Raw genomic sequence first — 19,139 nt, 5'->3', positions numbered from 1 at the left:
AGAGGTTTTCTAGAGTGTTGCTCGGGTAGATTCACAGACTCGTCGCTGACGTTATATGAGTGCGATATATTCGTCTGTGTGCTGCCGGCGACCGTCCATGATATAAAATCATATTGGGATCAGTTCCTGTGCGAGCATGAGTACTATTCTGCTCTGAATGAGGCTGCCTATCTTGAATTTGCTTAAAACCGGGTTTCTCACTGCGATCGCAACCTTCGCCCGATTGCTTTCAGCGTTTCTGGTAATGAAGCTGGTCGCAGTGCTTGCTGGCCCGGAAGGTGTTGCGCAACTCGGGCAGTTCATGAGCCTGACTGCGCTGTTAGTGGTTTTCGCGGGCGGTGGCGTGGGCTCGGGTGTTGTCAAATATCTTGCACAATTCAGAGACGATGTCCAAAGTATTCAGGCCTTGGTCGGCAGCGCGCTCACGTTCACGCTGGTTTCTTCGTTATTAATGTGTGTGCTGGTGCTGATCTTCAGTGCTGATATAAGCATTTGGCTTCTGGGAGGGGAAGAATATACGAGCTTGATCGTTGTACTCGCCGTGGCGCAGATATTTGTGGCATTGCATAATCTGATCATCGCCATCATTAATGGCATGATGGATGTTAAAAGGTTGGCTCTGGTACACGTGATAGGTGCTGTGATAGGTGTCTTGTTGCCGTCAGTCCTAGGCTACTTTTTTAAACTCTATGGCGTGTTGCTGGCGTTTGTTCTCGGACAAGGTATGTTACTATTCGTAAGTCTTGGCTGCTATGCGCGAAGTCAGTATTTCAATTTAAATTACTTTCGCCCGAGTGTGGATAACGAGATGCTATCCAGGCTGGCAAAGTTCTCGTTGATGACTTTAACCTCAGCGTTATTGGCCCCCATCGTGCAGATCGTCGTGAGAAACATGCTTGCTGAAAGTTTCTCATGGGAGCAGGTTGGTTACTGGCAAGCAGTAACAAAGGTATCTGAAGCTTATTTGCTATTCATCAGCATGGCGATCAGCGTATATTATTTACCTAAGCTTTCTTCCATTGATGATCGGCAAAACTTCAAGCGTGAAATCGTACTGGGTTATACGATTCTTATGCCTGTTGTTTTTTTATCGGCAGCATTCGTTTTTATCTTGAAAGGGCCTATTACCTGGCTGCTATTCTCAGATGAATTCGAAGGGGCGTTATACTTGTATGCCCCTCAACTTATCGGCGATGTGATCAAGATAGCTTCGTTCTTGTTGTCGTATATAATGCTGGCCAAATCGATGACAAAGACATTTTTCCTGTCCGAGTTGTTTTTCAGTTCTTTGTATGTCGTGCTGGTTTACGTTATGAGCGCTTCGTTCGGATTGATTGGGGCGATGTACGCATTTATTGTTAATTATTTTATTTATTTTATTTTCACACTTATTGTTGCAAAAATATACATCAAAGGAATGCCATGAAAAAAGTTAGTGTCATGATGCCGGCTTTCAATGCGGAAGCGTTCATCGCCCAGGCGCTTGATTCGATCCTTGCGCAGGATTATGAGAACCTTGAGGTGGTCGTGTGCGACGATGCATCCAAGGACGGTACAGCGGGTATTATTCTTGATTACGCACAGCGCTATCCGGGCAAAGTAAAAGCTATTGTCAATGAAAAAAATCTAGGGGTTACTAGTAACTGTAACCTTTCTTTACACCATTGCGATGGTGATTTTGTTTCATTGTTTGCGGGTGACGATCTGATGTTGCCTGGCAAAATCTCAAAGCAAGTGGCCGCCTTAGAGGCTCAACCGGATGCCGTGCTTTGCTATCACCCAGTGGAAATTTTTAACTCTGATACGGATGAATGCCTGTTTGTAACCAACCAGTTGCCCCGTGAAGATGTTAATAATTTTGATGATATGCTGTTGAAAGGTGGAATTCCTGGTGGCTGCTCTATCATGGTGCGCAGAACGGCCATTCCTGAGGGGGGGTATGATCATCGACTCAAAACAGTGAGCGATTGGCTATTCTTCCTGGAAATATCATTGAATGGTCCCGTCATAAAAGTTCCGGAGGTATTGGGTCGCTACAGGAAACATCTCGGTGGGGCCAGTATGCAGACCTATAAGCTGCTGGAGGAATCGCTTCTCGCGCTTGATCTGTTGGTAGAAAAACATCCTATATTAGTTTCAAAAAGTGCGTTAATTAATAGGGCTAAGGCAAGATATCTAGCAGGTGAAGCGTTTCGGCAGCTGGAGCTCAAGGATAATCGAGCTTACACGTTGACTGGTAAATTGCTGGCGTTTGACACGAGCTTCAAATATAGAATTTTACATATTGCAGCCTGGATGGCACTCAACGTGCCGTTCACGTCTACTGCTATTTCGTTTGGTGCGGGTAAGGCCAAATTTTTAATTAAACGACTGGTAGGATAGAGTACTGAGTTCGTTTAGGGATTCTCCGACAAGTCGGCACAGGCCGCCCAAGCGGCTGTACCTGCGACTTCACGATTGCCGACCAAGCCCGTTCTTGCTGATGTTCGGGGGGATGAAACTCATGCTTTCTTCGGTCTGCCAGGCCAGGCGTTTGATCACCCAGATCAGCGCGACCCCGCCGACCGCCCGCACGATGGCGAGTTTCCAGAACAGGCGACGGTTCATGGGAAAAGGTAGAGCCGCCGAATGTTCGGTGGCACAGATCGAACAGCTGTTTCCTTGAACCGAGGATCGACAAGCGAGTTGCAGCGCCGGTGAGATCGGGGGGGGTAACAAGGTAATTTCCTACACAATTGTGCGTCCGTCGCTGTAAGACATTTCTTAACCAAGCCTCTGGCATGGATCAATGTTTTCCCTCGTTGTTTGCCCTAACGTCGCCCGACCCATCAGTCATCAAGGACGACAGGAAATGCAGACGCTGCAACGAAAGCACGATATCCAGCCACTGGAAGGCGCTGAAATGACCCTGCTGGTCAATGGCCTGCCTGCAGTCGCCAGTGCCGGCGAAACCGTACTCAGCGTGCTCAACGCCGTTGGCCTGCGCCAGCTGGCGCGTAACGATCATGGCCAGCTCAGCGGTGCCTACTGCGGCATGGGCGTCTGCCATTGCTGCCTGGTGCAGATCGATGGGCGTCCCAAGCGTCGCGCCTGCCAGACCATCGTCAAGCCGGGCATGAGTATCGAGACCGAGGTCAACCGCGTGCAAGAGGAGGCCCATCCATGAGCCTTCGTCCCGTGATCGTTGGTGGCGGTTCGGCCGGCATGGGCGCCGCCATCGAGCTGGCCGAACATGGCGTGGATTGCCTGCTGTTCGACGAGGCCTCGCGCCCCGGTGGCGTGGTCTATCGTGGTCCGCTGCGCGCGGGTGTCGACCTGGGCTACCTGGGGCCGCGCTACACCAAGGCCCTGACCAAGCTGCATGAAGATTTCGCCGCCTGCGCCGAGCGCATCGACCTGCGCCTGAACCATCGCGTGGTGGGTGGGGACGATCAACGGCTGATGGTCCTCGACGCTGATGAACAGCTGCACGAGATCGACTACTCGCACCTGCTGCTGGCCGCCGGATGTCACGAACGCAACGTGCCGTTCCCCGGCTGGACCTTGCCCGGTGTGATCCTGCTCGGTGGCTTGCAGCTGCAGATCAAGAGCGGTGTGGTCAAGCCACTGGGCAGCACGCTGATTGCCGGTACCGGGCCGTTGCTGCCGCTGGTCGCCTGCCAGCTGCACGCCGCCGGCGCCAAGGTGGCCGGTGTGTACGAGGCCTGCTCGTTCAACCGTATCGCCAAGGAAAGCCTGGCGTTGATGAACAAGCCGCAACTGTTCCTCGATGGCCTGAGCATGCTGGCCTACATGAAGCTCAACGGCATCCCCATGCATTACGGCTGGGGCTTGGTGGGCGCCACGGGTGATGGCGAGCTGCAGGAGGTCCAGGTCGCCCCCTACACCCAGGACTGGCAGCCGGACATGACCCGCATCCAGCGCGAGCAGGTGCGCACCCTGGCGGTGGGCTACGGCTTCATTCCACGGACCCAGCTCAGCCAGCAACTGGGCCTGGCCCATGGCTTCAGCGAGGACGGCTACCTGCGCGCCGAGTGCAACGTGTGGCAGCAGAGCAGCCAGCCGAACATTCACCTGGCCGGCGACATGGCCGGTATTCGCGGTGGCGAGGCGGCAATGCTCACCGGGCGTATCGCCGCGGTGTCGATGCTGCAGCAGATGGGCAAGCTCGATGCCGAGCAGGCGATCGAGCGCCGTGAGCGTTTCCTCGGCAAGCTGGCAGCGATCAAGCGCTTCCGCTCCGGGGTGGAACGCTACACCGCGCGTGGCGCGGCGCAGATCCAGCTGCCCCAGGCCGACACGGTGATCTGCCGTTGCGAAAACGTCACCCGCGAGCAGATCGACCTGGCCCTGGAGCAGGGCGTGGAGGACATGGCCAGCCTGAAGATGCGTACCCGAGTAAGCATGGGCGACTGCCAGGGGCGCATGTGCGTCGGCTACTGCAGCGACCGCCTGCGCAGCGCCACCGGACGCCCGGACGTGGGCTGGCTGCGCCCGCGCTTCCCGGTAGACCCGATTCCGTTTTCCGCATTCGAACAACTCGGCACGGAGGCCTGAGCATGAACAAGCATTACGACATCATCATTGCCGGTGGCGGCGTGATCGGCGCTTCCTGTGCCTACCAGTTGTCCAAGCGGCACAACCTGAAGATCGCCCTGATCGACTGCAAGCGCCCGGGCAACGCCACCCGCGCCTCGGCCGGCGGCCTGTGGGCCATCGGCGAGTCGGTGGGACTGGGCTGCGGGGTGATCTTCTTTCGCATGATGTCCTCGCGCAACAAGCGTGAGGCCAACGGCGCGGCGGTGGTGGTCGACTCGAGCACGCCGCACATCCTGCCGGAGTGTTTCTTCGACTTCGCCCTGCAGTCCAACGCACTTTATCCACAGCTGCACCAGGAGCTGATCGAGCGCCACGGGATGGACTTCAAGTTCGAACGCACCGGGCTCAAGTACATCATCCAGGATGAAGAAGACCAGCTGTACGCCGAGCACATCGTCAAGCAGATCCCGCACCTGGCCGACCAGGTACGCTGGCTCGACCGCGACGCGCTGCGGGCCTCGGAGCCGGCGGTGACGCTCAAGGCCAATGGCGCGCTGGAGTTTCTCTGCGATCACCAGGTCAGCCCGTTCCGCCTGGGCGATGCCTACATGGAGGCGGCGCGGCAGAACGGCGTCGACCTGTACCCGAACGTGAACATCACCGGCGTGCTGCATGAAGGCTCGCGGATCAAGGGAGTGCGCACCGCCGAGGCCGGCGAGTTCCATTGCGGTACCTTGATCAATGCCGCTGGCGCCTGGGCCGCGGAGCTGAGCGAGTGGGCGACCGGGGAGAGCATTCCGGTCAAGCCGGTGAAGGGCCAGATCGTGCTGACCGAGCGCCTGCCCAAGCTGCTCGATGGCTGCATCACCACCAGCGATTGCTACATGGCGCAGAAGGACAATGGCGAAATCCTGATCGGCAGCACCACCGAAGAGAAGGGCTTCGATGTCAGCAACACTTTCCCGGAAATCAGCGGCCTGGTGCAGGGCGCGATCCGCTGCGTGCCGCAGCTGGCGCAGGTGAACCTCAAGCGCACCTGGGCCGGCCTGCGCCCGGGGTCACCGGACGAGCTGCCGATTCTCGGGCCTGTGGATAATGTTCAGGGCTATTTCAATGCCTGTGGACATTTCCGTACCGGGATCCTCACGTCGGCGATTACCGGTGTGTTGCTGGACAAGGTTGTCCACAATGAGGCGTTGCCGCTGGATATCACGCCATTCCTGGCCTCGCGCTTCCGTGAGGGTGTGGATAAAAAACTGGCCCACGGCTAGGCCCTAGCACTTGTAGGAGCGGGCTTGCCCCGCGATAGCGCCAGGTCGGCTGACGCTATCGCGGGGCAAGTCGGGTCGCCGCATCGCCGCTCCCACAACGCTGTACCACAAGGTGGTCACTCAGATCTGCATCGCTTTCCCATCCACATTCATCGCCGCCTGGCGCAGGGCCTCGGAGCGGGTCGGGTGCGGGTGGCAGGTGAGGGCGATGTCCTCGGCCGAGGCCGAGAATTCCATGGCCACGCAGAACTCGCCGATCATCTCGCTCACGCTCGGGCCAACCAGGTGCACACCCAGCACCTCGTCGGTGACGGCGTCGGCGATGACCTTGGCGAAGCCTTCGGTCTCGTGGTTGATCTTGGCCCGGCTGTTGGCGGTGAAGGGGAACTTGCCGACCTTGTAGGCACGGCCTTCGGCCTTGAGCTGCTCTTCGGTCTTGCCGACACTGGCCAGTTCCGGGCGGGTATAGATGACGCCCGGGATCAGGTTGTAGTTGACCTCGTGGGGCTTGCCGGCGATGCGCTCGATGCACGCCACCGCTTCGTCCTCGGCCTTGTGCGCCAGCATCGGGCCGGAGGTGACGTCGCCGATCACCCAGATACCTGGGACAGCGCTACGGTGATGGTCGTTGGCGAGCATGCCGCGCTTGTCGGTTTCCAGCCCCACGCTTTCCAGGTTCAGGCCGTTGGTATAGGGACGGCGACCGATGGCCACCAGCACGTAGTCGGCCTGCAGGGTTTCGGCGTTGCCACCGGCGGCGGGCTCCAGGGTCAGGCTGACGCCGTCGGCGCTGGATGTGGCCTGGGTCACCTTGCTGCCGAGCTTGAAGGTCATGCCTTGCTTGGCCAGGGCCTTCTGCAGGGTCTTGGCGGTTTCCTCGTCGGTGCCTGGGCAGATGCGGTCCAGATACTCGATCACCGTCACTTCGGCACCCAGGCGGCGCCACACCGAACCCAGCTCCAGGCCGATCACGCCGGCGCCGATCACGATCAGGTGCTTGGGCACCTGAGGCAGCGACAGGGCGCCGGTGGAATCTATGATGCGCTGGTTGTCGATGGTCACGCCGGGCAGCGGCGTGGGTTCGGAACCGGTGGCGATGACGATGTCCTTGGCCTGCAGGGTGGTTTCGCTGCCGTCCTCGGCTTTGACCAGCACCTTGCCGGCGCCGTCCAGGCGGCCCCAACCCTTGACCCAGTCGACCTTGTTCTTACGGAACAGGTACTCGATGCCCTTGGTCAGGCCGGTCACGCTTTCGTCTTTCTGCTTCATCATCTGGCCCAGGTTGAGGGTCGGCTTGACCTCGATCCCCAGGTGGGCGAACTCCTCGCCGCTGGCCGCCTCGTACAGCTCGGACGCATGCAGCAGCGCCTTGGAAGGCATGCAGCCGACGTTCAGGCAGGTGCCGCCCAGGGTCGGACGACCCTCGACACAGGCCACGCTCAGGCCCAGCTGGCCGGCACGGATCGCTGCGTTGTAGCCGCCGGGGCCGCCGCCGATGATCACCACGTCATAGGATTTCATGGGTTTCGTTACTCCGAGAGTGTGAGGAAGCGAAGAGGGGCACAAGGTTAGTCTGAGAGATGAAAATTGTATACAATCTGTTGTGCGGCCCGGACCAGATAGTTCTAGACTATGGTCGCGATTAACGGAAACTTCGCACGAATGAACTACCCTGATCCGGTGACGTCCGACACCTTGAGGCCTGGCGTCCCGTATCAATGAAAGGGAGGGTCATGAATGCTTGCGCAACTTCCACCCGCATTGCAGAGCCTGCACTTACCTTTGCGCGTCAAGCTGTGGGATGGCAACCAGTTCGATCTGGGGCCGAGCCCGCAGGTCACCATCCTGGTCAAGGAGCCCCAGCTGATCGCCCAGCTCACCCACCCGAACCTGGAAGAGCTTGGTTCCGCCTTCGTCGAGGGCAAGCTGGAGCTGGAAGGCGATATCGGCGAAGTGATTCGGGTCTGCGACGAGCTCAGCGAAGCCTTGCTCAAGGATGAAGACGAGTGCTTGCCGGAGCGCACTTCCCATGACAAGCGCACCGACGCCGAAGCCATTTCCTACCACTACGACCTGTCCAATGATTTCTACCAACTATGGCTCGACCCGGACATGGTCTATTCCTGCGCCTACTTCAAGGAGCCGGACAACACCCTGGCCCAGGCCCAGCAGGACAAGTTCGATCACCTGTGCCGCAAGCTGCGCCTGCAGGCCGGTGATTATCTGCTGGATGTCGGTTGCGGCTGGGGCGGGCTGGCGCGGTTCGCCGCCCGCGAGTATGGCGCCAAGGTGTTCGGCATCACGCTGAGCAAGGAGCAGTTGAAGCTCGGCCGCCAACGGGTCAAGGAGGAGGGCCTGGCCGACAAGGTCGACCTGCAGATCCTCGACTACCGCGACCTGCCCCAGGATGGCCGCTTCGACAAGGCGGTCAGCGTCGGCATGTTCGAACACGTCGGGCATGCCAACCTCGAGCTGTATTGCCAGCGGCTGTTCGGCGCGGTGCGGGAAGGTGGCCTGGTGATGAACCATGGCATCACCGCCAAGCACGTCGATGGTCGCCCGGTCGGTCGCGGCGCGGGGGACTTCATCGACCGTTACGTGTTCCCCCACGGCGAGTTGCCGCATATCTCGATGATCACGGCGCGGATCTGCGAGGCGGGCCTGGAGGTGGTCGATATCGAGAGCCTGCGCCTGCACTACGCCAAGACCCTCAATCACTGGAGCGAGAACCTGGAGAACCAGTTGCATCGCGCCGCCGCGCTGGTGCCGGAGAAGACCCTGCGCATCTGGCGCCTGTACCTGGCCGGCTGCGCCTACGCCTTCACCAAGGGCTGGATCAACCTGCACCAGATTCTCGCGGTGAAGCCCTACGCCGACGGCCACCACGACCTGCCGTGGACGCGTGAGGACCTCTATCGCTGACCGGGTAGCCCGGCGTGCCGACTAGGCTCGCCGGGCTACAGGATTGGTGAAATCAGCCGCGCGATACGCATCCCCAACTGTTGCAGGCGGTGGGTGTCGCGGCTGTCCTCCGCGGTGATCTCCCGAGCCTGCTCGAAGTCATTCTCCAGCATCTGTTCGACCTGGTCGGCGAAAGTGCGGTCCACGGTGAGCAGGGTGATCTCGAAGTTCAGCCGGAACGAGCGGTTGTCGAGGTTGGCACTGCCGATGGCGCTGACCTCATCGTCCACCAGCACCACCTTCTGGTGCAGGAAGCCCGGCAGGTACCGGAACATGCGCACTCCGGCGCGCACCGCCTCGAAGGCGAACAGGCTGGAGGCGGCGTAGACGATGCGGTGGTCGGGGCGCGAGGGAATCAGGATGCGCACGTCGACACCCCGCAGCACCGCCAGGCGCAGGGCGGCGAAGATGGCTTCGTCGGGGATGAAATAGGGGCTGGTGATCCACACCCGTCGGGTAGCCGAGTGAATCGCCTCGAGGAAGAACAGCGCACAGGTTTCCTGTGGATCGGCCGGGCCGCTGGCCAAGGCCTGGCACAGTACGCCGTTCTCCGGGTAGACGTCGGGCAGGATCAGCGGCGGCAGCTGGCGCGTGGCCCAGTACCAGTCCTCGGCGAAGGATTCTTGCAGGCAGGCCAGCACCGGGCCGCCGATCTGCACATGGGTGTCGCGCCACGGTGACAGCTTGGGGTGTGCCCCGAGGTACTCGTCTCCTACGTTATGGCCGCCGAGAAACCCGAGCAGGCCGTCGACCACGACGATCTTGCGATGGTTGCGGAAGTTGACCTGGAAACGATTGAACCAGCCACGCCGGGTGGCGAACGCCTCGATCTGCACACCGCCGTCGCGCAGCACCTGGCTGTAGCTGGCCGGCAGGGCATGGCTGCCGACGCGGTCGTACAGCACGAACACCTGCACGCCTTCGGCGGCCTTGCGCAGCAGCAGTTGCTGCAACTCCCGGCCGAGGGCGTCGTCATGGATGATGAAGAACTGCACCAGCACGGTGTCCCGCGCCATGCGGATGGCCGAGAAGATCGCCTCGAAGGTGGCGGCGCCATCGATCAGCAGCTTCACCTCGTTGTTGGCCAGACACGGCATGCGCCCCAGCTTGGGCATGGCGCGCAGGGCGGCGTAGCTGTCGGACTCGCGGGCGGTCAGCGCTTCCTCCACCCAGGGCCGCCAGTTCAGGTTGGCCATGGCCACGTGCATCTCCTGGTTGGCCTGGCGTCGGGCCTGGATGTAGGCGTAGAAGGAACGGGCGCCGAACACCAGGTAGGGGATGAGGGTGAGGTAGGGGATGAACAGCAGCGACATGGCCCAGGCGATCGCACCCTGGGCGGTGCGCACGGTGAACACCGCATGCAACGCGGCGATGAGACCGAGCAGATGAATCAGGCCGAGCAAGTAACCGAAGAAGTAGGGGCTGTGGAAATCCATACGCATCCTGCTTGCCGAGAGCACTGCTGCTAACAGACCACGTTCGAGGGTATGCCTGCAACCCAAAGGCGATTTTGACGTCTAACGGCTCAGTCCGGCCGGAGCCGGTATTTCGAGGAGCTTTCATCCATGAAGATTCGTCTGCCACTGCTCGCCCTGGTACTGGGGCTGGGCAGCCCGCTGGTTCATGCGCAGATGCTGCAACCCGGCCTGTGGGAACTGACCACCAGCAACATGCAGGTCGATGGCAAGCCGTTGCCGGACATGGAGTTCATGCTCGGTCAGTTGAAGAACCTGCCGCCCGAGCAACGGGCGATGATGGAGGGGGCCCTGGCCAAGCAGGGCATCACGGTGGGAGGCAAGGGGGTGCGTTCGTGCCTGACTGCGGAGCAGGTCAAGACCAATGACATTCCGCTGCAGGATCCGCAGTCGGGGTGCACGCAGAAAATCACCGAGCGCAATGGCAATGTCTGGAAGTTCCAGTTCAGTTGCCCCAAGGCCCAGGGTAACGGCCAGGCCACCTTCCTCAGCGACCGGGAGTTCCTGACCAAGGTCAACGGCACCTTCAATGCCTCCGGGGTCCAGCAGCAGGGCAGCATGGACACCCGGGCGGTCTGGCTTGGGAATGATTGTGGAACCGTCAAACCACGTACTTGATCTGTCACCAGCGATAACGACTGACCGCCACCGCGTCGTGGGCATGCAGGCTCTCTGCATGTTCCACGCGCACGCTGAAGCCGCTCACGCCCGCTAGCGTTCGCAAGGCCGCATGCAGGCGGCGGGCGGCATCCTCGCAGAACATCAGGTTCTGTCCGTTGGCCAGGGCAAAGGCCTGCTCGTCGGCGCGCTTCACTGCCGTCTGTACGGCCGTGCCCAAGGCTGCCTCCGCTGTCTCGATCAACTCAGTCAGTCTGAACGCGTCGCCGTCCAGGCGGACCTGCAGCTTGGCCAGGCTCCTCTGGCTGTGGGGTGTTGCAACGATGCCGTCGCTGCTGCCAAGCCATTGGCGAACACGTTCCCGCTCCAGCGACTGATCAGCGAAGTCCCGGTCGAACTGTGCCTGGATCAGTTGCCTGGCCAGCGCCGCCGAGCAGGGGCAGGTCGAGGAGTAGGGAATGTGCACCGATAGTTCCACGTGGAACATTTCATCTTTCAGCTGGGCTTCGATGCTCACCGGGTAGCGTTTCCAGCCTGCCAGCGGGCTGACCAGCGCCGGGCGCTTGAGCAGGTGATCGAACGCCAGACGTAGGTAGGCGGTGTTCGAAAGGCCCTCGTGGCTGGCGAGAAAGTGCTCGAGCGTCCGGCGAATCAGCCGTGGGCTCAAGGCTTGCTGTTCCAGCGCTTCCAGCGCCAGGTACAACCGTGACATGTGGATGCCCCGGGCTGCGCCGTCATCCAGGCTCACGCCGGCATCGGCGTGGGCGCCGAGGCTGCGTCCGTCGACCAGCAGCGGCAGGGCGATACCGCACATGCCGACCCAGTCCAGCGGCAGTGCCTGCTGGCTGCTCTGTGCGGCGATGTCGGGAAGGGCAAGGCTAGACATGGAAGAATCCTGAAGTGATGGCAGTCAGCGGCAACCGCCGACAAGGCTGCAGTGCAGGTTGAAGCGTTGACCGCTGGAGCTGGAGACACGGTTGAGGGTGGTCCAGCCGATGCGGCGGCTGTAGCCCACCCAGGCTTCACCGTCGCTGGCCAGCCCGGTGAAGAAGGTCAGCGTGCCGTAGCGGCTGTTGGTCTGAGCCCACAGGCGCTTGCCTGCCACTTCGTAGCCACGCAGGTAGAAGGTGCTGCCTTCGGTACGCACGCTGTAGTAGTTGCCCTGGCCATCCTGGCAGGCGAGCAGGGTCGCGCTGCGGGTGCACAGGGCGAGGTCGGTGTGGGGCATGGCGAGAAGCTGCGTGGGGACTGCGAGCAGCAGTAGGGCAGCGAGGCCGGATGATTTCATGACGCTCTCCAGACAACCGTTCGGTCGACACGGCTTGGCGAAATTGTATTGTTATAATATAACATTATGCAATGCATCGATTCGAATGCGCCTGCCCGATGAGGTTAGTCATGCCCAACCGTCTCCCTGTCACCGTGCTGTCCGGCTTCCTCGGCGCCGGCAAGAGCACGCTGCTCAATCATGTCCTGCGCAACCGCGACAACCTGCGCGTCGCCGTGATCGTCAACGACATGAGTGAAATCAACATTGATGCCAGCGAGGTCCAGCGCAACGTCAGCCTGAACCGGGCGGAAGAAAAACTGGTGGAGATGAGCAACGGCTGCATCTGCTGCACCTTGCGCGAGGACCTGCTGGAAGAGGTGGCGCGGTTGGCGAGTGAGGGCCGCTTCGATTACCTGCTGATCGAGTCGACCGGCATATCCGAGCCGCTGCCGGTCGCCGAGACCTTCACCTTTCGCGACGAGCAGGGGCGCAGCCTCTCCGACATGGCGCGGCTGGACACCATGGTCACCGTGGTCGACGGGCTGAACTTCCTGCGTGACTACCAGGCCGCCGAGAGTCTCGCCAGCCGTGGCGAGACCTTGGGTGAACAGGACGAGCGCTCGATCAGCGACCTGCTGATCGAGCAGGTCGAGTTCGCCGACGTGCTGTTGCTGAGCAAGATCGACCTGATCAGTCAGTCTGACCGCGAGGAGTTGGTTGCCATCCTGCGCAGCCTCAATGCCCGGGCGCAGATCGTGCCGATGGTGATGGGCCAGGTGGCGCTGTCGCGCATCCTCGATACCGGCCTGTTCGATTTCGACCAGGCGGCCCAGGCCCCGGGCTGGCTGCGCGAACTGCGGGGCGAGCATGTGCCCGAAACCGAGGAATACGGCATCGCCGCCAGCACCTGGCAGGCACGTAGGCCCTTCCACCCGCAACGCTTCTACGACTTTATCCACACGCCCTGGAGCAACGGACGGTTGCTGCGTTCCAAGGGCTTCTTCTGGCTGGCCAGCAAATACCAGGAGGCCGGGAGCTGGTCCCAGGCCGGTGGCATGATGCGTCACGGCCTGGCGGGGCGCTGGTGGCGCTTCGTGCCACGCGAGCAATGGCCGCAGGACGAAGAGAACACCGCGGCGATCCTCAAGCAGTGGTCGGTGGAAAGCGGCGACTGTCGCCAGGAACTGGTGTTCATCGGGCAGGACATCGAATTTGAGCGGTTATCCACAGAGCTGGAGGCCTGCCTGCTCACGGACGACGAAATGGAACTGGGGCCGATGGCCTGGCTGCGTCTGCCCGATCCTTTCGGGGCCTGGCATGAGGACGCGGTGGCATGACTGTGGATATCCGCCAGGTGTTCGGTGAATCGCCCCAGGTGATGACCGACATTCTTCAGGATGGTGTCAACCTGGCGGTCTGGCAGCGCCGCCTGCCGGCCCAGGTGGAGGACTTCGCCAACCTGGTGCTCAGCCTTGGCCAACCCCTGGCCGATGAGCGGGTGATCGAGGTGGATGAACGCCACCCACCAGCCTTGCCAGGTTTGCTCAGGGAGGCCGCCGACCTGCACGGCTATGACGGTTTCGTCGCGGATGTGGCTTGGCTGGTGGCCGCGTACACCTGCCTGCTGGGCGCCCGTCGTCTCGGTGTGCGCGTGCGGGTACTGGACGGGGCGATGTGCCCGCGCATGCATGTGGACCATGTGCCGGTGCGCCTGCTCAGCACCTATGCCGGCGCGGGCAGCGAATGGCTGGCGGAGGGTGCGATCGATCGCGCTCGCTTGCAGCAGTCGCCACCTGTGGATAAGGTTCGGCGCCTGGCGGCAGGAGAGGTGGCTTTGCTAAAGGGCGAGAAGTGGCTGGGCAACGAGGGCGCGGGATTGGTCCACCGGTCACCGCTGACGCCTGTCGGGGAGCGCCGATTGTTGTTGAGCCTGGATTGGTTGGCATGAATCGCGGGGCCTGGCGGTATAGACTGCCATCAATTCACCCCGATACCGAGCCATGCTGCAGAACATCCCCACCCATGTGATCGCCGGCCCCCTCGGCGCCGGCAAGACCAGCCTGATCCGCCACCTGCTGGACCAGCGTCCGGCAGGTGAGCGCTGGGCCGTGCTGGTCAACGAGTTCGGCCAGGTCGGCCTTGATGCCGCCTTGCTCAGCCGCGACGAGGCGGGCATCGCCATCGGAGAAGTGGCGGGCGGCTGCCTGTGCTGCGTCAATGGCGCGCCATTCCAGGTGGGGCTTGGCCGCTTGCTGCGCAAGGCTCGCCCGGACCGCCTGTTCATCGAACCGTCCGGCCTCGGTCACCCGGTCGAGTTGCTGGAGCAACTGGGGCGTGCGCCCTGGACTGGCGTGCTGTCGGTCCAGCCACTGCTGATGGTGCTGGATGCCGCAGCGCTGTCCCGGGGCGACGTCCTGCCCGAGGCTCAGCACCAGGCGCTGGCGAAGGCGGGGTTGCTGGTGTTCAACAAGGCGAGCGGTGTGGATGAAGCCGAACGCTTGTTGATAACTGCGTCACTACCCGCAATACCGGCGCGCTGGACGGACCACGGGATACTGCCGCTTGCTGCATTGCCTGGTTCAACCCCCGTGGCGGCAGGTACGGTCGACCATGACAGCCTGCCTGTGGATAACGGTGCGGTGCCGTTGCCCACCCTGTGGACCGATCCCCGGCAGCCAATCTGCCAGTATCAGCAGGGGGAGGGAGGTTGGAGCATCGGCTGGCGCTGGCATCCCGACCAATGCTTCGACGAGGCCGTGCTGCGCGGTGTGCTCGAGCAATGGCCGTGGCGCCGGGCGAAGGGTGTTATCCACAGCACCGAAGGCTGGCTGTCGTTCAACGGCCTTGAAGGCGGGACACTGGAGTGGCGGCTCAGCGAATGGCGCAAGGACTCGCGCATCGAGCTGATCTTCGATCAGCCGCAACCCTTGCAGGCCCTGCAAGCGGCCATCGGCGGCTGCCAGCTGATCCGTTGATCAATTGCGCCAGCGGTTGTGCTCCTGGCGCCACTGCTGCATCTCGATGACGTTGTCGGCACGTGGCGGGGTCTTGATCTCGAACGGATAGGGCGCGAGCTCGATCTGCATGGTGTGGGCGCCGAACTGAGTGACGGTGCCGGGGTGGCGCTGTTCACCGGTGACGGTGAATTCGAAGTTGTAGATGCGCGCCAGGCGCTTCCTGCCATTGGCGTCACGCACGAAGGCGATGCGCTTGAGCGCCACGGCGTCGTCGAGCAACTCCAGGTCGAGCTTGGCGCAATGCTGCTTGACCCGTGCCAGGGCCTTTTCGCGCAGCCCGTGGTTGTGCCACAGCCAGGCGCCTGCGGTCGCCACCAGCATCAGGACGAAGAGGTTTTCCAGGGTCAGCATTTGCGTAAGCTCCAGACAGGTCGATCCAGCTTAACTGCGTCTCTGGCCTGTCGTACAGATGGCAATCAGGTTCATACTGCGGGCCGCACACTTCTTCACACAGTTTCGGAATCGTCCCGCATGAAACGTACGCCGCACCTGCTCGCCATTCAGTCCCACGTGGTCTTTGGACACGCCGGCAACAGCGCCGCGGTGTTTCCCATGCAGCGGGTCGGGGTCAACGTCTGGCCGCTCAACACCGTACAGTTCTCCAACCATACTCAGTATGGACAGTGGGCCGGGGAAGTGCTTGCCCCAGCGCAAATTCCTGCGTTGGTGGAAGGCATTTCCAATATCGGCGAACTGGGCCACTGCGATGCGGTGTTGTCGGGCTACCTGGGCAGTGCCGAGCAAGGGCGGGCGATCCTGGCCGGCGTCGAGCGGATCAAGGCAGTCAATCCCAAGGCCCTGTATCTGTGCGACCCGGTCATGGGACATGCCGAGAAAGGCTGCATCGTACCGGCGGAGGTCAGCGAGTTCCTGCTCGAGGAGGCGGTCGCCAAGGCCGATATCCTGTGCCCGAACCAGCTCGAGCTGGACAGCTTCTGTGGCCGTCGCGCGCAGTCCCTGGAAGATTGCGTGGGCATGGCGCGCGGGTTGCTGGAGCGCGGGCCGCAGGTGGTGCTGGTCAAGCACCTGAATTATCCACAGCGGGCGGACGATGCCTTCGAGATGCTGCTGGTGACCCGGGATGCCAGTTGGCACCTGCGCCGGCCCTTGCTGGCCTTCCCACGCCAGCCGGTGGGCGTGGGCGACCTGACCTCCGGGCTGTTCCTCGCCCGCGTGCTGCTGGGCGACGACTGGTTGCAGGCTTTCGAGTTCACCGCCGCCGCCGTGCATGAAGTGCTGCTGGAAACCCAGGCCTGCACCAGCTATGAACTGCAGCTGGTGCGAGCCCAGGATCGCATCGCCCATCCGCGGGTGCGCTTCGAGGCGCAGCGCTTGCTCTACTAGATCGAATCAGCCTTGAGGTTCTGGTAGCGCTGTTCCAGCTCCTGGCGGATCTGGCGGCGTTGCTGGCCCTGCAGGAAGCGGCGCTTCTCCTCGCTGCTCTGCGGCTGGCGCGGCGGCACCTTCACCGGGCGTCGGTCGTCGTCCACCGCGACCATGGTGAAGAAGCAGCTGTTGGAGTGGCGCACCGAGCGCTCGCGGATATTCTCGGTGACCACCTTGATGCCCACCTCCATCGAGGTGTTGCCGGTGTAGTTGACCGAGGCCAGGAAGGTCACCAGCTCGCCGACATGCACCGGTTCGCGGAAGATCACCTGGTCCACCGACAGGGTCACCACATAGGTGCCGGCATAGCGGCTGGCGCAGGCATAGGCGACTTCGTCGAGGTACTTGAGCAGGGTGCCGCCGTGTACGTTGCCAGAGAAGTTGGCCATGTCCGGTGTCATCAGGACGGTCATGGTCAGCTGGGCGTTTCCAGGTTCCATAGAGAGCTCACGGTGAATTTGCACGGATTCGGGGCGGGTATCTGCAGACACTTCTGTTTCCCCTCGTTGAGGTTTCCCATCCCGGTACGGGACGTCGGCTGACGCTCCATCGTCACGCCAATCTTGCCATCGCCGGTGTCGAATCGGCCGATCTGTTTCTGCATATTGCATCGGCAATTTGTGGCAAGGCGCGATGTTAACCTGACGACGCCCATGCAACGTGGGCTTTTGCGTCTATCACAACAGTATGTGCCTGCTCCGCGCCGAAGGATCGTCCGGCAGAGGAGCGGTTCGCCCCGAGCACTGAAAACAAGGAGTATCACGCCATGCATGCCATCAGCTTCATCCAGGACCTGGCGGTGATCATGCTGGTTGCCGGGGTGGTCACCATCCTCTTTCATCGCCTCAAGCAGCCAGTGGTGCTGGGCTACATCGTCGCCGGCTTCATCATCGGCCCGCACACGCCGCCGTTCGGCTTGATCCACGACGAAGACACCATCAAGACCCTGGCCGAACTTGGGGTGATCTTCCTGATGTTCTGCCTGGGCCTGGAGTTCAGCCTGCGCAAGCTGTTCAAGGTCGGCGCCACGGCCTTCATCGCGGCGTTCCTGGAAATCGTCCTGATGATCTGGATCGGGTTCGAGATCGGTCGCTGGTTCGGCTGGAACACCATGGATTCGCTGTTCCTCGGAGCGATCCTGGCGATCTCCTCGACCACCATCATCGTCAAGGCGCTCAACGACCTGAAGATGAAGAACGAGCGTTTCGCCCAGCTGATCTTCGGCGTGCTGATCGTCGAGGACATCCTCGGCATCGGCATCATCGCGCTGCTGTCGGGCATTGCCGTCAGCGGCTCGGTGAGTTCCGGCGAGGTGTTCTCCACCGTGGGCAAGCTGTCGCTGTTCATGATCGTCGCGCTGGTCATCGGCATCCTGCTGGTGCCGCGGCTGCTGGCCTACGTGGCGAAATTCGAAAGCAACGAAATGCTGCTGATCACCGTGCTGGGCCTGTGTTTCGGCTTCTGCCTGCTGGTGGTCAAGCTCGAGTACAGCATGGTGCTCGGCGCCTTCCTGATCGGCGCGATCATGGCCGAGTCGCGCCAGCTGCTGAAGATCGAACGGCTGATCGAGCCGGTTCGCGACCTGTTCAGCGCCATCTTCTTCGTCGCCATCGGCTTGATGATCGACCCATCGATCCTGGTCGAGTACGCCTGGCCGATCGTGGTCATCACCCTGGCGGTGGTGCTGGGCAAGATGCTCTCCTGTGGCATGGGTGCGTTCATCGCCGGCAACGACGGGCGCACCTCGTTGCGCGTGGGGATGGGGCTTTCGCAGATCGGCGAGTTCTCCTTCATCATCGCCGCCCTGGGGGTGACCTTGCAGGTCACCAGTGACTTTCTCTATCCGGTCGCAGTAGCTGTGTCGGCCATTACAACCTTGCTGACACCGTACCTGATCCGGGCTGCTGACCCTCTGTCGATAAGGCTGGGCAAGGTGGTACCGAGCCGCGTGGCACGGGTGCTGTCGCTGTATGGCGAGTGGTTGCGCAGCATTCAGCCGCAGGGTGAGGGGGCCATGCTGGCGGCGATGATCCGACGCATTCTGCTGCAGGTCGGGGTCAACCTGGCGTTGGTGATCGCGATCTTCTTCAGTGGCGGTTATTTCGCCGGGCGCATCGGCAACTGGTTGAGCGAGTGGGTGGCGGATGCCGGCCAGCAGAAGGCGCTGATCTGGGGCGCGGCATTGCTGTTGTCGCTGCCATTCCTGATCGCGGCCTATCGCAAGCTCAAGGCGCTGTCGATGCTACTGGCTGAGATGGGCGTCAAGCCCGAGATGGCCGGGCGGCATACCCAGCGGGTACGGCGGGTGATCGCCGAGGTGATTCCGCTGCTGTCACTGTTGGTGATCTTCCTGCTGCTGTCGGCCTTGTCGGCAAGCATCCTGCCGACCAGCGAACTGCTGCTGGTCATCGTCGTGGTGGCGGCAGTGGTGGTGGCGCTGCTGTGGCGCTGGCTGATCCGGGTGCATACGCGGATGCAGGTGGCGTTGCTGGAGACGCTGGAGAACAGCCGCGATCATTCGCACTGAGCGCGCGGTTAACGCTTTCTGCGCAAGATTTCACCGTCGTCCGAGGGGATGGAGCGGTAGCAGTGTCGCCAGGCG

19 protein-coding genes are annotated in these 19,139 nt (G+C 61.6%); 12 read left to right on the top strand and 7 right to left on the bottom strand.

From position 1 onward, the window contains the following. Positions 1-172 precede the first annotated feature (172 nt). Entirely contained in the window at positions 173-1,426 is a 1,254-nt protein-coding gene (locus tag K2O50_RS26445) for an O-antigen translocase (protein ID WP_050707625.1), read from the top strand. Beyond that, complete coding sequence (locus K2O50_RS26440; protein ID WP_082337835.1) at positions 1,423-2,382, top strand: glycosyltransferase; 960 nt, start codon at positions 1,423-1,425, stop codon at positions 2,380-2,382. Before K2O50_RS26445 ends, K2O50_RS26440 begins: the two co-directional genes overlap by 4 nt. Positions 2,383-2,451: 69 nt before the next feature. Here K2O50_RS26440 and K2O50_RS26435 read toward each other — a convergent pair whose 3' ends face one another. Further along, a complete protein-coding gene (locus K2O50_RS26435; protein WP_156329682.1) occupies positions 2,452-2,607 on the bottom strand; it encodes a hypothetical protein in 156 nt (51 codons plus the stop codon). A 244-nt stretch (positions 2,608-2,851) separates the two neighbouring features. Here K2O50_RS26435 and hcnA point away from each other — a divergent pair, with 244 nt between their 5' ends. Genes hcnA through hcnC form a run of 3 tightly spaced genes read left to right on the top strand, consistent with a single transcriptional unit; the run spans position 2,852 to position 5,810 of the window. Further along, a complete protein-coding gene (gene hcnA, locus K2O50_RS26430) occupies positions 2,852-3,166 on the top strand; it encodes a cyanide-forming glycine dehydrogenase subunit HcnA (protein ID WP_050707591.1) in 315 nt (104 codons plus the stop codon). Then, positions 3,163-4,557, top strand: coding sequence for a cyanide-forming glycine dehydrogenase subunit HcnB (gene hcnB / locus K2O50_RS26425; protein WP_050707590.1), 1,395 nt, complete (start codon positions 3,163-3,165; stop codon positions 4,555-4,557). The genes hcnA and hcnB overlap by 4 nt, the downstream gene beginning before the upstream one ends. A 2-nt stretch (positions 4,558-4,559) precedes the next feature. Continuing rightward, a complete protein-coding gene (gene hcnC / locus K2O50_RS26420; protein WP_050707589.1) occupies positions 4,560-5,810 on the top strand; it encodes a cyanide-forming glycine dehydrogenase subunit HcnC in 1,251 nt (416 codons plus the stop codon). Between the two features lie 120 nt (positions 5,811-5,930). Here hcnC and lpdA read toward each other — a convergent pair whose 3' ends face one another. Continuing rightward, positions 5,931-7,331: a dihydrolipoyl dehydrogenase gene (gene lpdA, locus K2O50_RS26415; protein ID WP_050707588.1), complete on the bottom strand. Its 1,401-nt coding sequence runs from the start codon at positions 7,329-7,331 to the stop codon at positions 5,931-5,933. 216 nt (positions 7,332-7,547) lie between these two features. Here lpdA and cfaB point away from each other — a divergent pair, with 216 nt between their 5' ends. Beyond that, a complete protein-coding gene (cfaB, locus tag K2O50_RS26410; protein WP_050707587.1) occupies positions 7,548-8,732 on the top strand; it encodes a C17 cyclopropane fatty acid synthase CfaB in 1,185 nt (394 codons plus the stop codon). A gap of 35 nt (positions 8,733-8,767) precedes the next feature. Here cfaB and cls read toward each other — a convergent pair whose 3' ends face one another. Further along, positions 8,768-10,207 (bottom strand): cardiolipin synthase, encoded by a 1,440-nt coding sequence (gene cls, locus K2O50_RS26405; protein WP_050707586.1) that lies wholly within the window; start codon positions 10,205-10,207, stop codon positions 8,768-8,770. Between the two features lie 129 nt (positions 10,208-10,336). On the opposite strand from cls, the gene K2O50_RS26400 reads away from it, so the two are divergent. Continuing rightward, complete coding sequence (locus K2O50_RS26400; protein WP_050707585.1) at positions 10,337-10,864, top strand: DUF3617 domain-containing protein; 528 nt, start codon at positions 10,337-10,339, stop codon at positions 10,862-10,864. A gap of 4 nt (positions 10,865-10,868) precedes the next feature. Here the strand turns inward: K2O50_RS26400 and folE2 are convergent, their stop codons facing one another. Both folE2 and K2O50_RS26390 read right to left on the bottom strand, forming a co-directional pair. Beyond that, positions 10,869-11,750 (bottom strand): GTP cyclohydrolase FolE2, encoded by an 882-nt coding sequence (folE2, locus tag K2O50_RS26395; RefSeq protein ID WP_050707584.1) that lies wholly within the window; start codon positions 11,748-11,750, stop codon positions 10,869-10,871. Between the two features lie 24 nt (positions 11,751-11,774). Next, positions 11,775-12,152 carry a hypothetical protein gene (locus tag K2O50_RS26390; protein WP_050707583.1) on the bottom strand — a complete coding sequence of 126 codons (378 nt, stop codon included), beginning with the start codon at positions 12,150-12,152 and terminating at the stop codon, positions 11,775-11,777. Positions 12,153-12,262: 110 nt separating this feature from the next. Between K2O50_RS26390 and zigA the strand changes: the two genes are divergently transcribed. From zigA to K2O50_RS26375, 3 genes are read left to right on the top strand one after another with little or no spacing between them, the layout of a single operon-like run. Then, entirely contained in the window at positions 12,263-13,471 is a 1,209-nt protein-coding gene (zigA, locus tag K2O50_RS26385; RefSeq protein WP_050707582.1) for a zinc metallochaperone GTPase ZigA, read from the top strand. After that, positions 13,468-14,082, top strand: coding sequence for a DUF1826 domain-containing protein (locus tag K2O50_RS26380; RefSeq protein WP_050707581.1), 615 nt, complete (start codon positions 13,468-13,470; stop codon positions 14,080-14,082). Before zigA ends, K2O50_RS26380 begins: the two co-directional genes overlap by 4 nt. 52 nt (positions 14,083-14,134) lie before the next feature. Beyond that, the gene (locus K2O50_RS26375; RefSeq protein WP_050707580.1) at positions 14,135-15,109 is read left to right on the top strand and encodes a GTP-binding protein; all 975 of its coding nucleotides are present in this window, start codon (positions 14,135-14,137) and stop codon (positions 15,107-15,109) included. On the opposite strand, the gene K2O50_RS26370 is transcribed toward K2O50_RS26375, so the two are convergent. Continuing rightward, positions 15,110-15,502: a DUF3301 domain-containing protein gene (locus tag K2O50_RS26370; protein WP_050707579.1), complete on the bottom strand. Its 393-nt coding sequence runs from the start codon at positions 15,500-15,502 to the stop codon at positions 15,110-15,112. Positions 15,503-15,622: 120 nt separating this feature from the next. Here K2O50_RS26370 and pdxY point away from each other — a divergent pair, with 120 nt between their 5' ends. Continuing rightward, positions 15,623-16,495 carry a pyridoxal kinase PdxY gene (pdxY, locus tag K2O50_RS26365; protein WP_050707578.1) on the top strand — a complete coding sequence of 291 codons (873 nt, stop codon included), beginning with the start codon at positions 15,623-15,625 and terminating at the stop codon, positions 16,493-16,495. On the opposite strand, the gene K2O50_RS26360 is transcribed toward pdxY, so the two are convergent. Continuing rightward, positions 16,492-16,977: an acyl-CoA thioesterase gene (locus tag K2O50_RS26360; protein WP_050707577.1), complete on the bottom strand. Its 486-nt coding sequence runs from the start codon at positions 16,975-16,977 to the stop codon at positions 16,492-16,494. The genes pdxY and K2O50_RS26360 overlap by 4 nt on opposite strands. Before the next feature lie 326 nt (positions 16,978-17,303). On the opposite strand from K2O50_RS26360, the gene K2O50_RS26355 reads away from it, so the two are divergent. After that, on the top strand, positions 17,304-19,064 hold the full coding sequence (locus tag K2O50_RS26355) for a cation:proton antiporter (RefSeq protein ID WP_028690000.1): 1,761 nt from the start codon (positions 17,304-17,306) through the stop codon (positions 19,062-19,064). Positions 19,065-19,139 lie beyond the last annotated feature (75 nt).

Source organism: Pseudomonas sp. 2hn (genome assembly GCF_019646095.1).
Lineage (GTDB): Bacteria > Pseudomonadota > Gammaproteobacteria > Pseudomonadales > Pseudomonadaceae > Aquipseudomonas > Aquipseudomonas peradeniyensis.
This window is presented reverse-complemented; position numbering and strand designations above follow the sequence as displayed.

Coding starts and splice junctions, on each gene's coding strand:
- hcnB (WP_050707590.1), top strand. CDS start 3,163: ATGAGCCTTCGTCCCGTGATCGTTGGTGGCGGTTCGGCCGGCATGGGC.
- K2O50_RS26380 (WP_050707581.1), top strand. CDS start 13,468: ATGACTGTGGATATCCGCCAGGTGTTCGGTGAATCGCCCCAGGTGATG.
- K2O50_RS26370 (WP_050707579.1), bottom strand. CDS start 15,502: ATGCTGACCCTGGAAAACCTCTTCGTCCTGATGCTGGTGGCGACCGCA.
- zigA (WP_050707582.1), top strand. CDS start 12,263: ATGCCCAACCGTCTCCCTGTCACCGTGCTGTCCGGCTTCCTCGGCGCC.
- cfaB (WP_050707587.1), top strand. CDS start 7,548: ATGCTTGCGCAACTTCCACCCGCATTGCAGAGCCTGCACTTACCTTTG.
- hcnC (WP_050707589.1), top strand. CDS start 4,560: ATGAACAAGCATTACGACATCATCATTGCCGGTGGCGGCGTGATCGGC.
- lpdA (WP_050707588.1), bottom strand. CDS start 7,331: ATGAAATCCTATGACGTGGTGATCATCGGCGGCGGCCCCGGCGGCTAC.
- K2O50_RS26360 (WP_050707577.1), bottom strand. CDS start 16,977: ATGGAACCTGGAAACGCCCAGCTGACCATGACCGTCCTGATGACACCG.
- K2O50_RS26355 (WP_028690000.1), top strand. CDS start 17,304: ATGCATGCCATCAGCTTCATCCAGGACCTGGCGGTGATCATGCTGGTT.
- K2O50_RS26435 (WP_156329682.1), bottom strand. CDS start 2,607: ATGAACCGTCGCCTGTTCTGGAAACTCGCCATCGTGCGGGCGGTCGGC.
- K2O50_RS26400 (WP_050707585.1), top strand. CDS start 10,337: ATGAAGATTCGTCTGCCACTGCTCGCCCTGGTACTGGGGCTGGGCAGC.
- K2O50_RS26375 (WP_050707580.1), top strand. CDS start 14,135: ATGCTGCAGAACATCCCCACCCATGTGATCGCCGGCCCCCTCGGCGCC.
- folE2 (WP_050707584.1), bottom strand. CDS start 11,750: ATGTCTAGCCTTGCCCTTCCCGACATCGCCGCACAGAGCAGCCAGCAG.
- K2O50_RS26440 (WP_082337835.1), top strand. CDS start 1,423: ATGAAAAAAGTTAGTGTCATGATGCCGGCTTTCAATGCGGAAGCGTTC.
- pdxY (WP_050707578.1), top strand. CDS start 15,623: ATGAAACGTACGCCGCACCTGCTCGCCATTCAGTCCCACGTGGTCTTT.
- cls (WP_050707586.1), bottom strand. CDS start 10,207: ATGGATTTCCACAGCCCCTACTTCTTCGGTTACTTGCTCGGCCTGATT.
- K2O50_RS26390 (WP_050707583.1), bottom strand. CDS start 12,152: ATGAAATCATCCGGCCTCGCTGCCCTACTGCTGCTCGCAGTCCCCACG.
- hcnA (WP_050707591.1), top strand. CDS start 2,852: ATGCAGACGCTGCAACGAAAGCACGATATCCAGCCACTGGAAGGCGCT.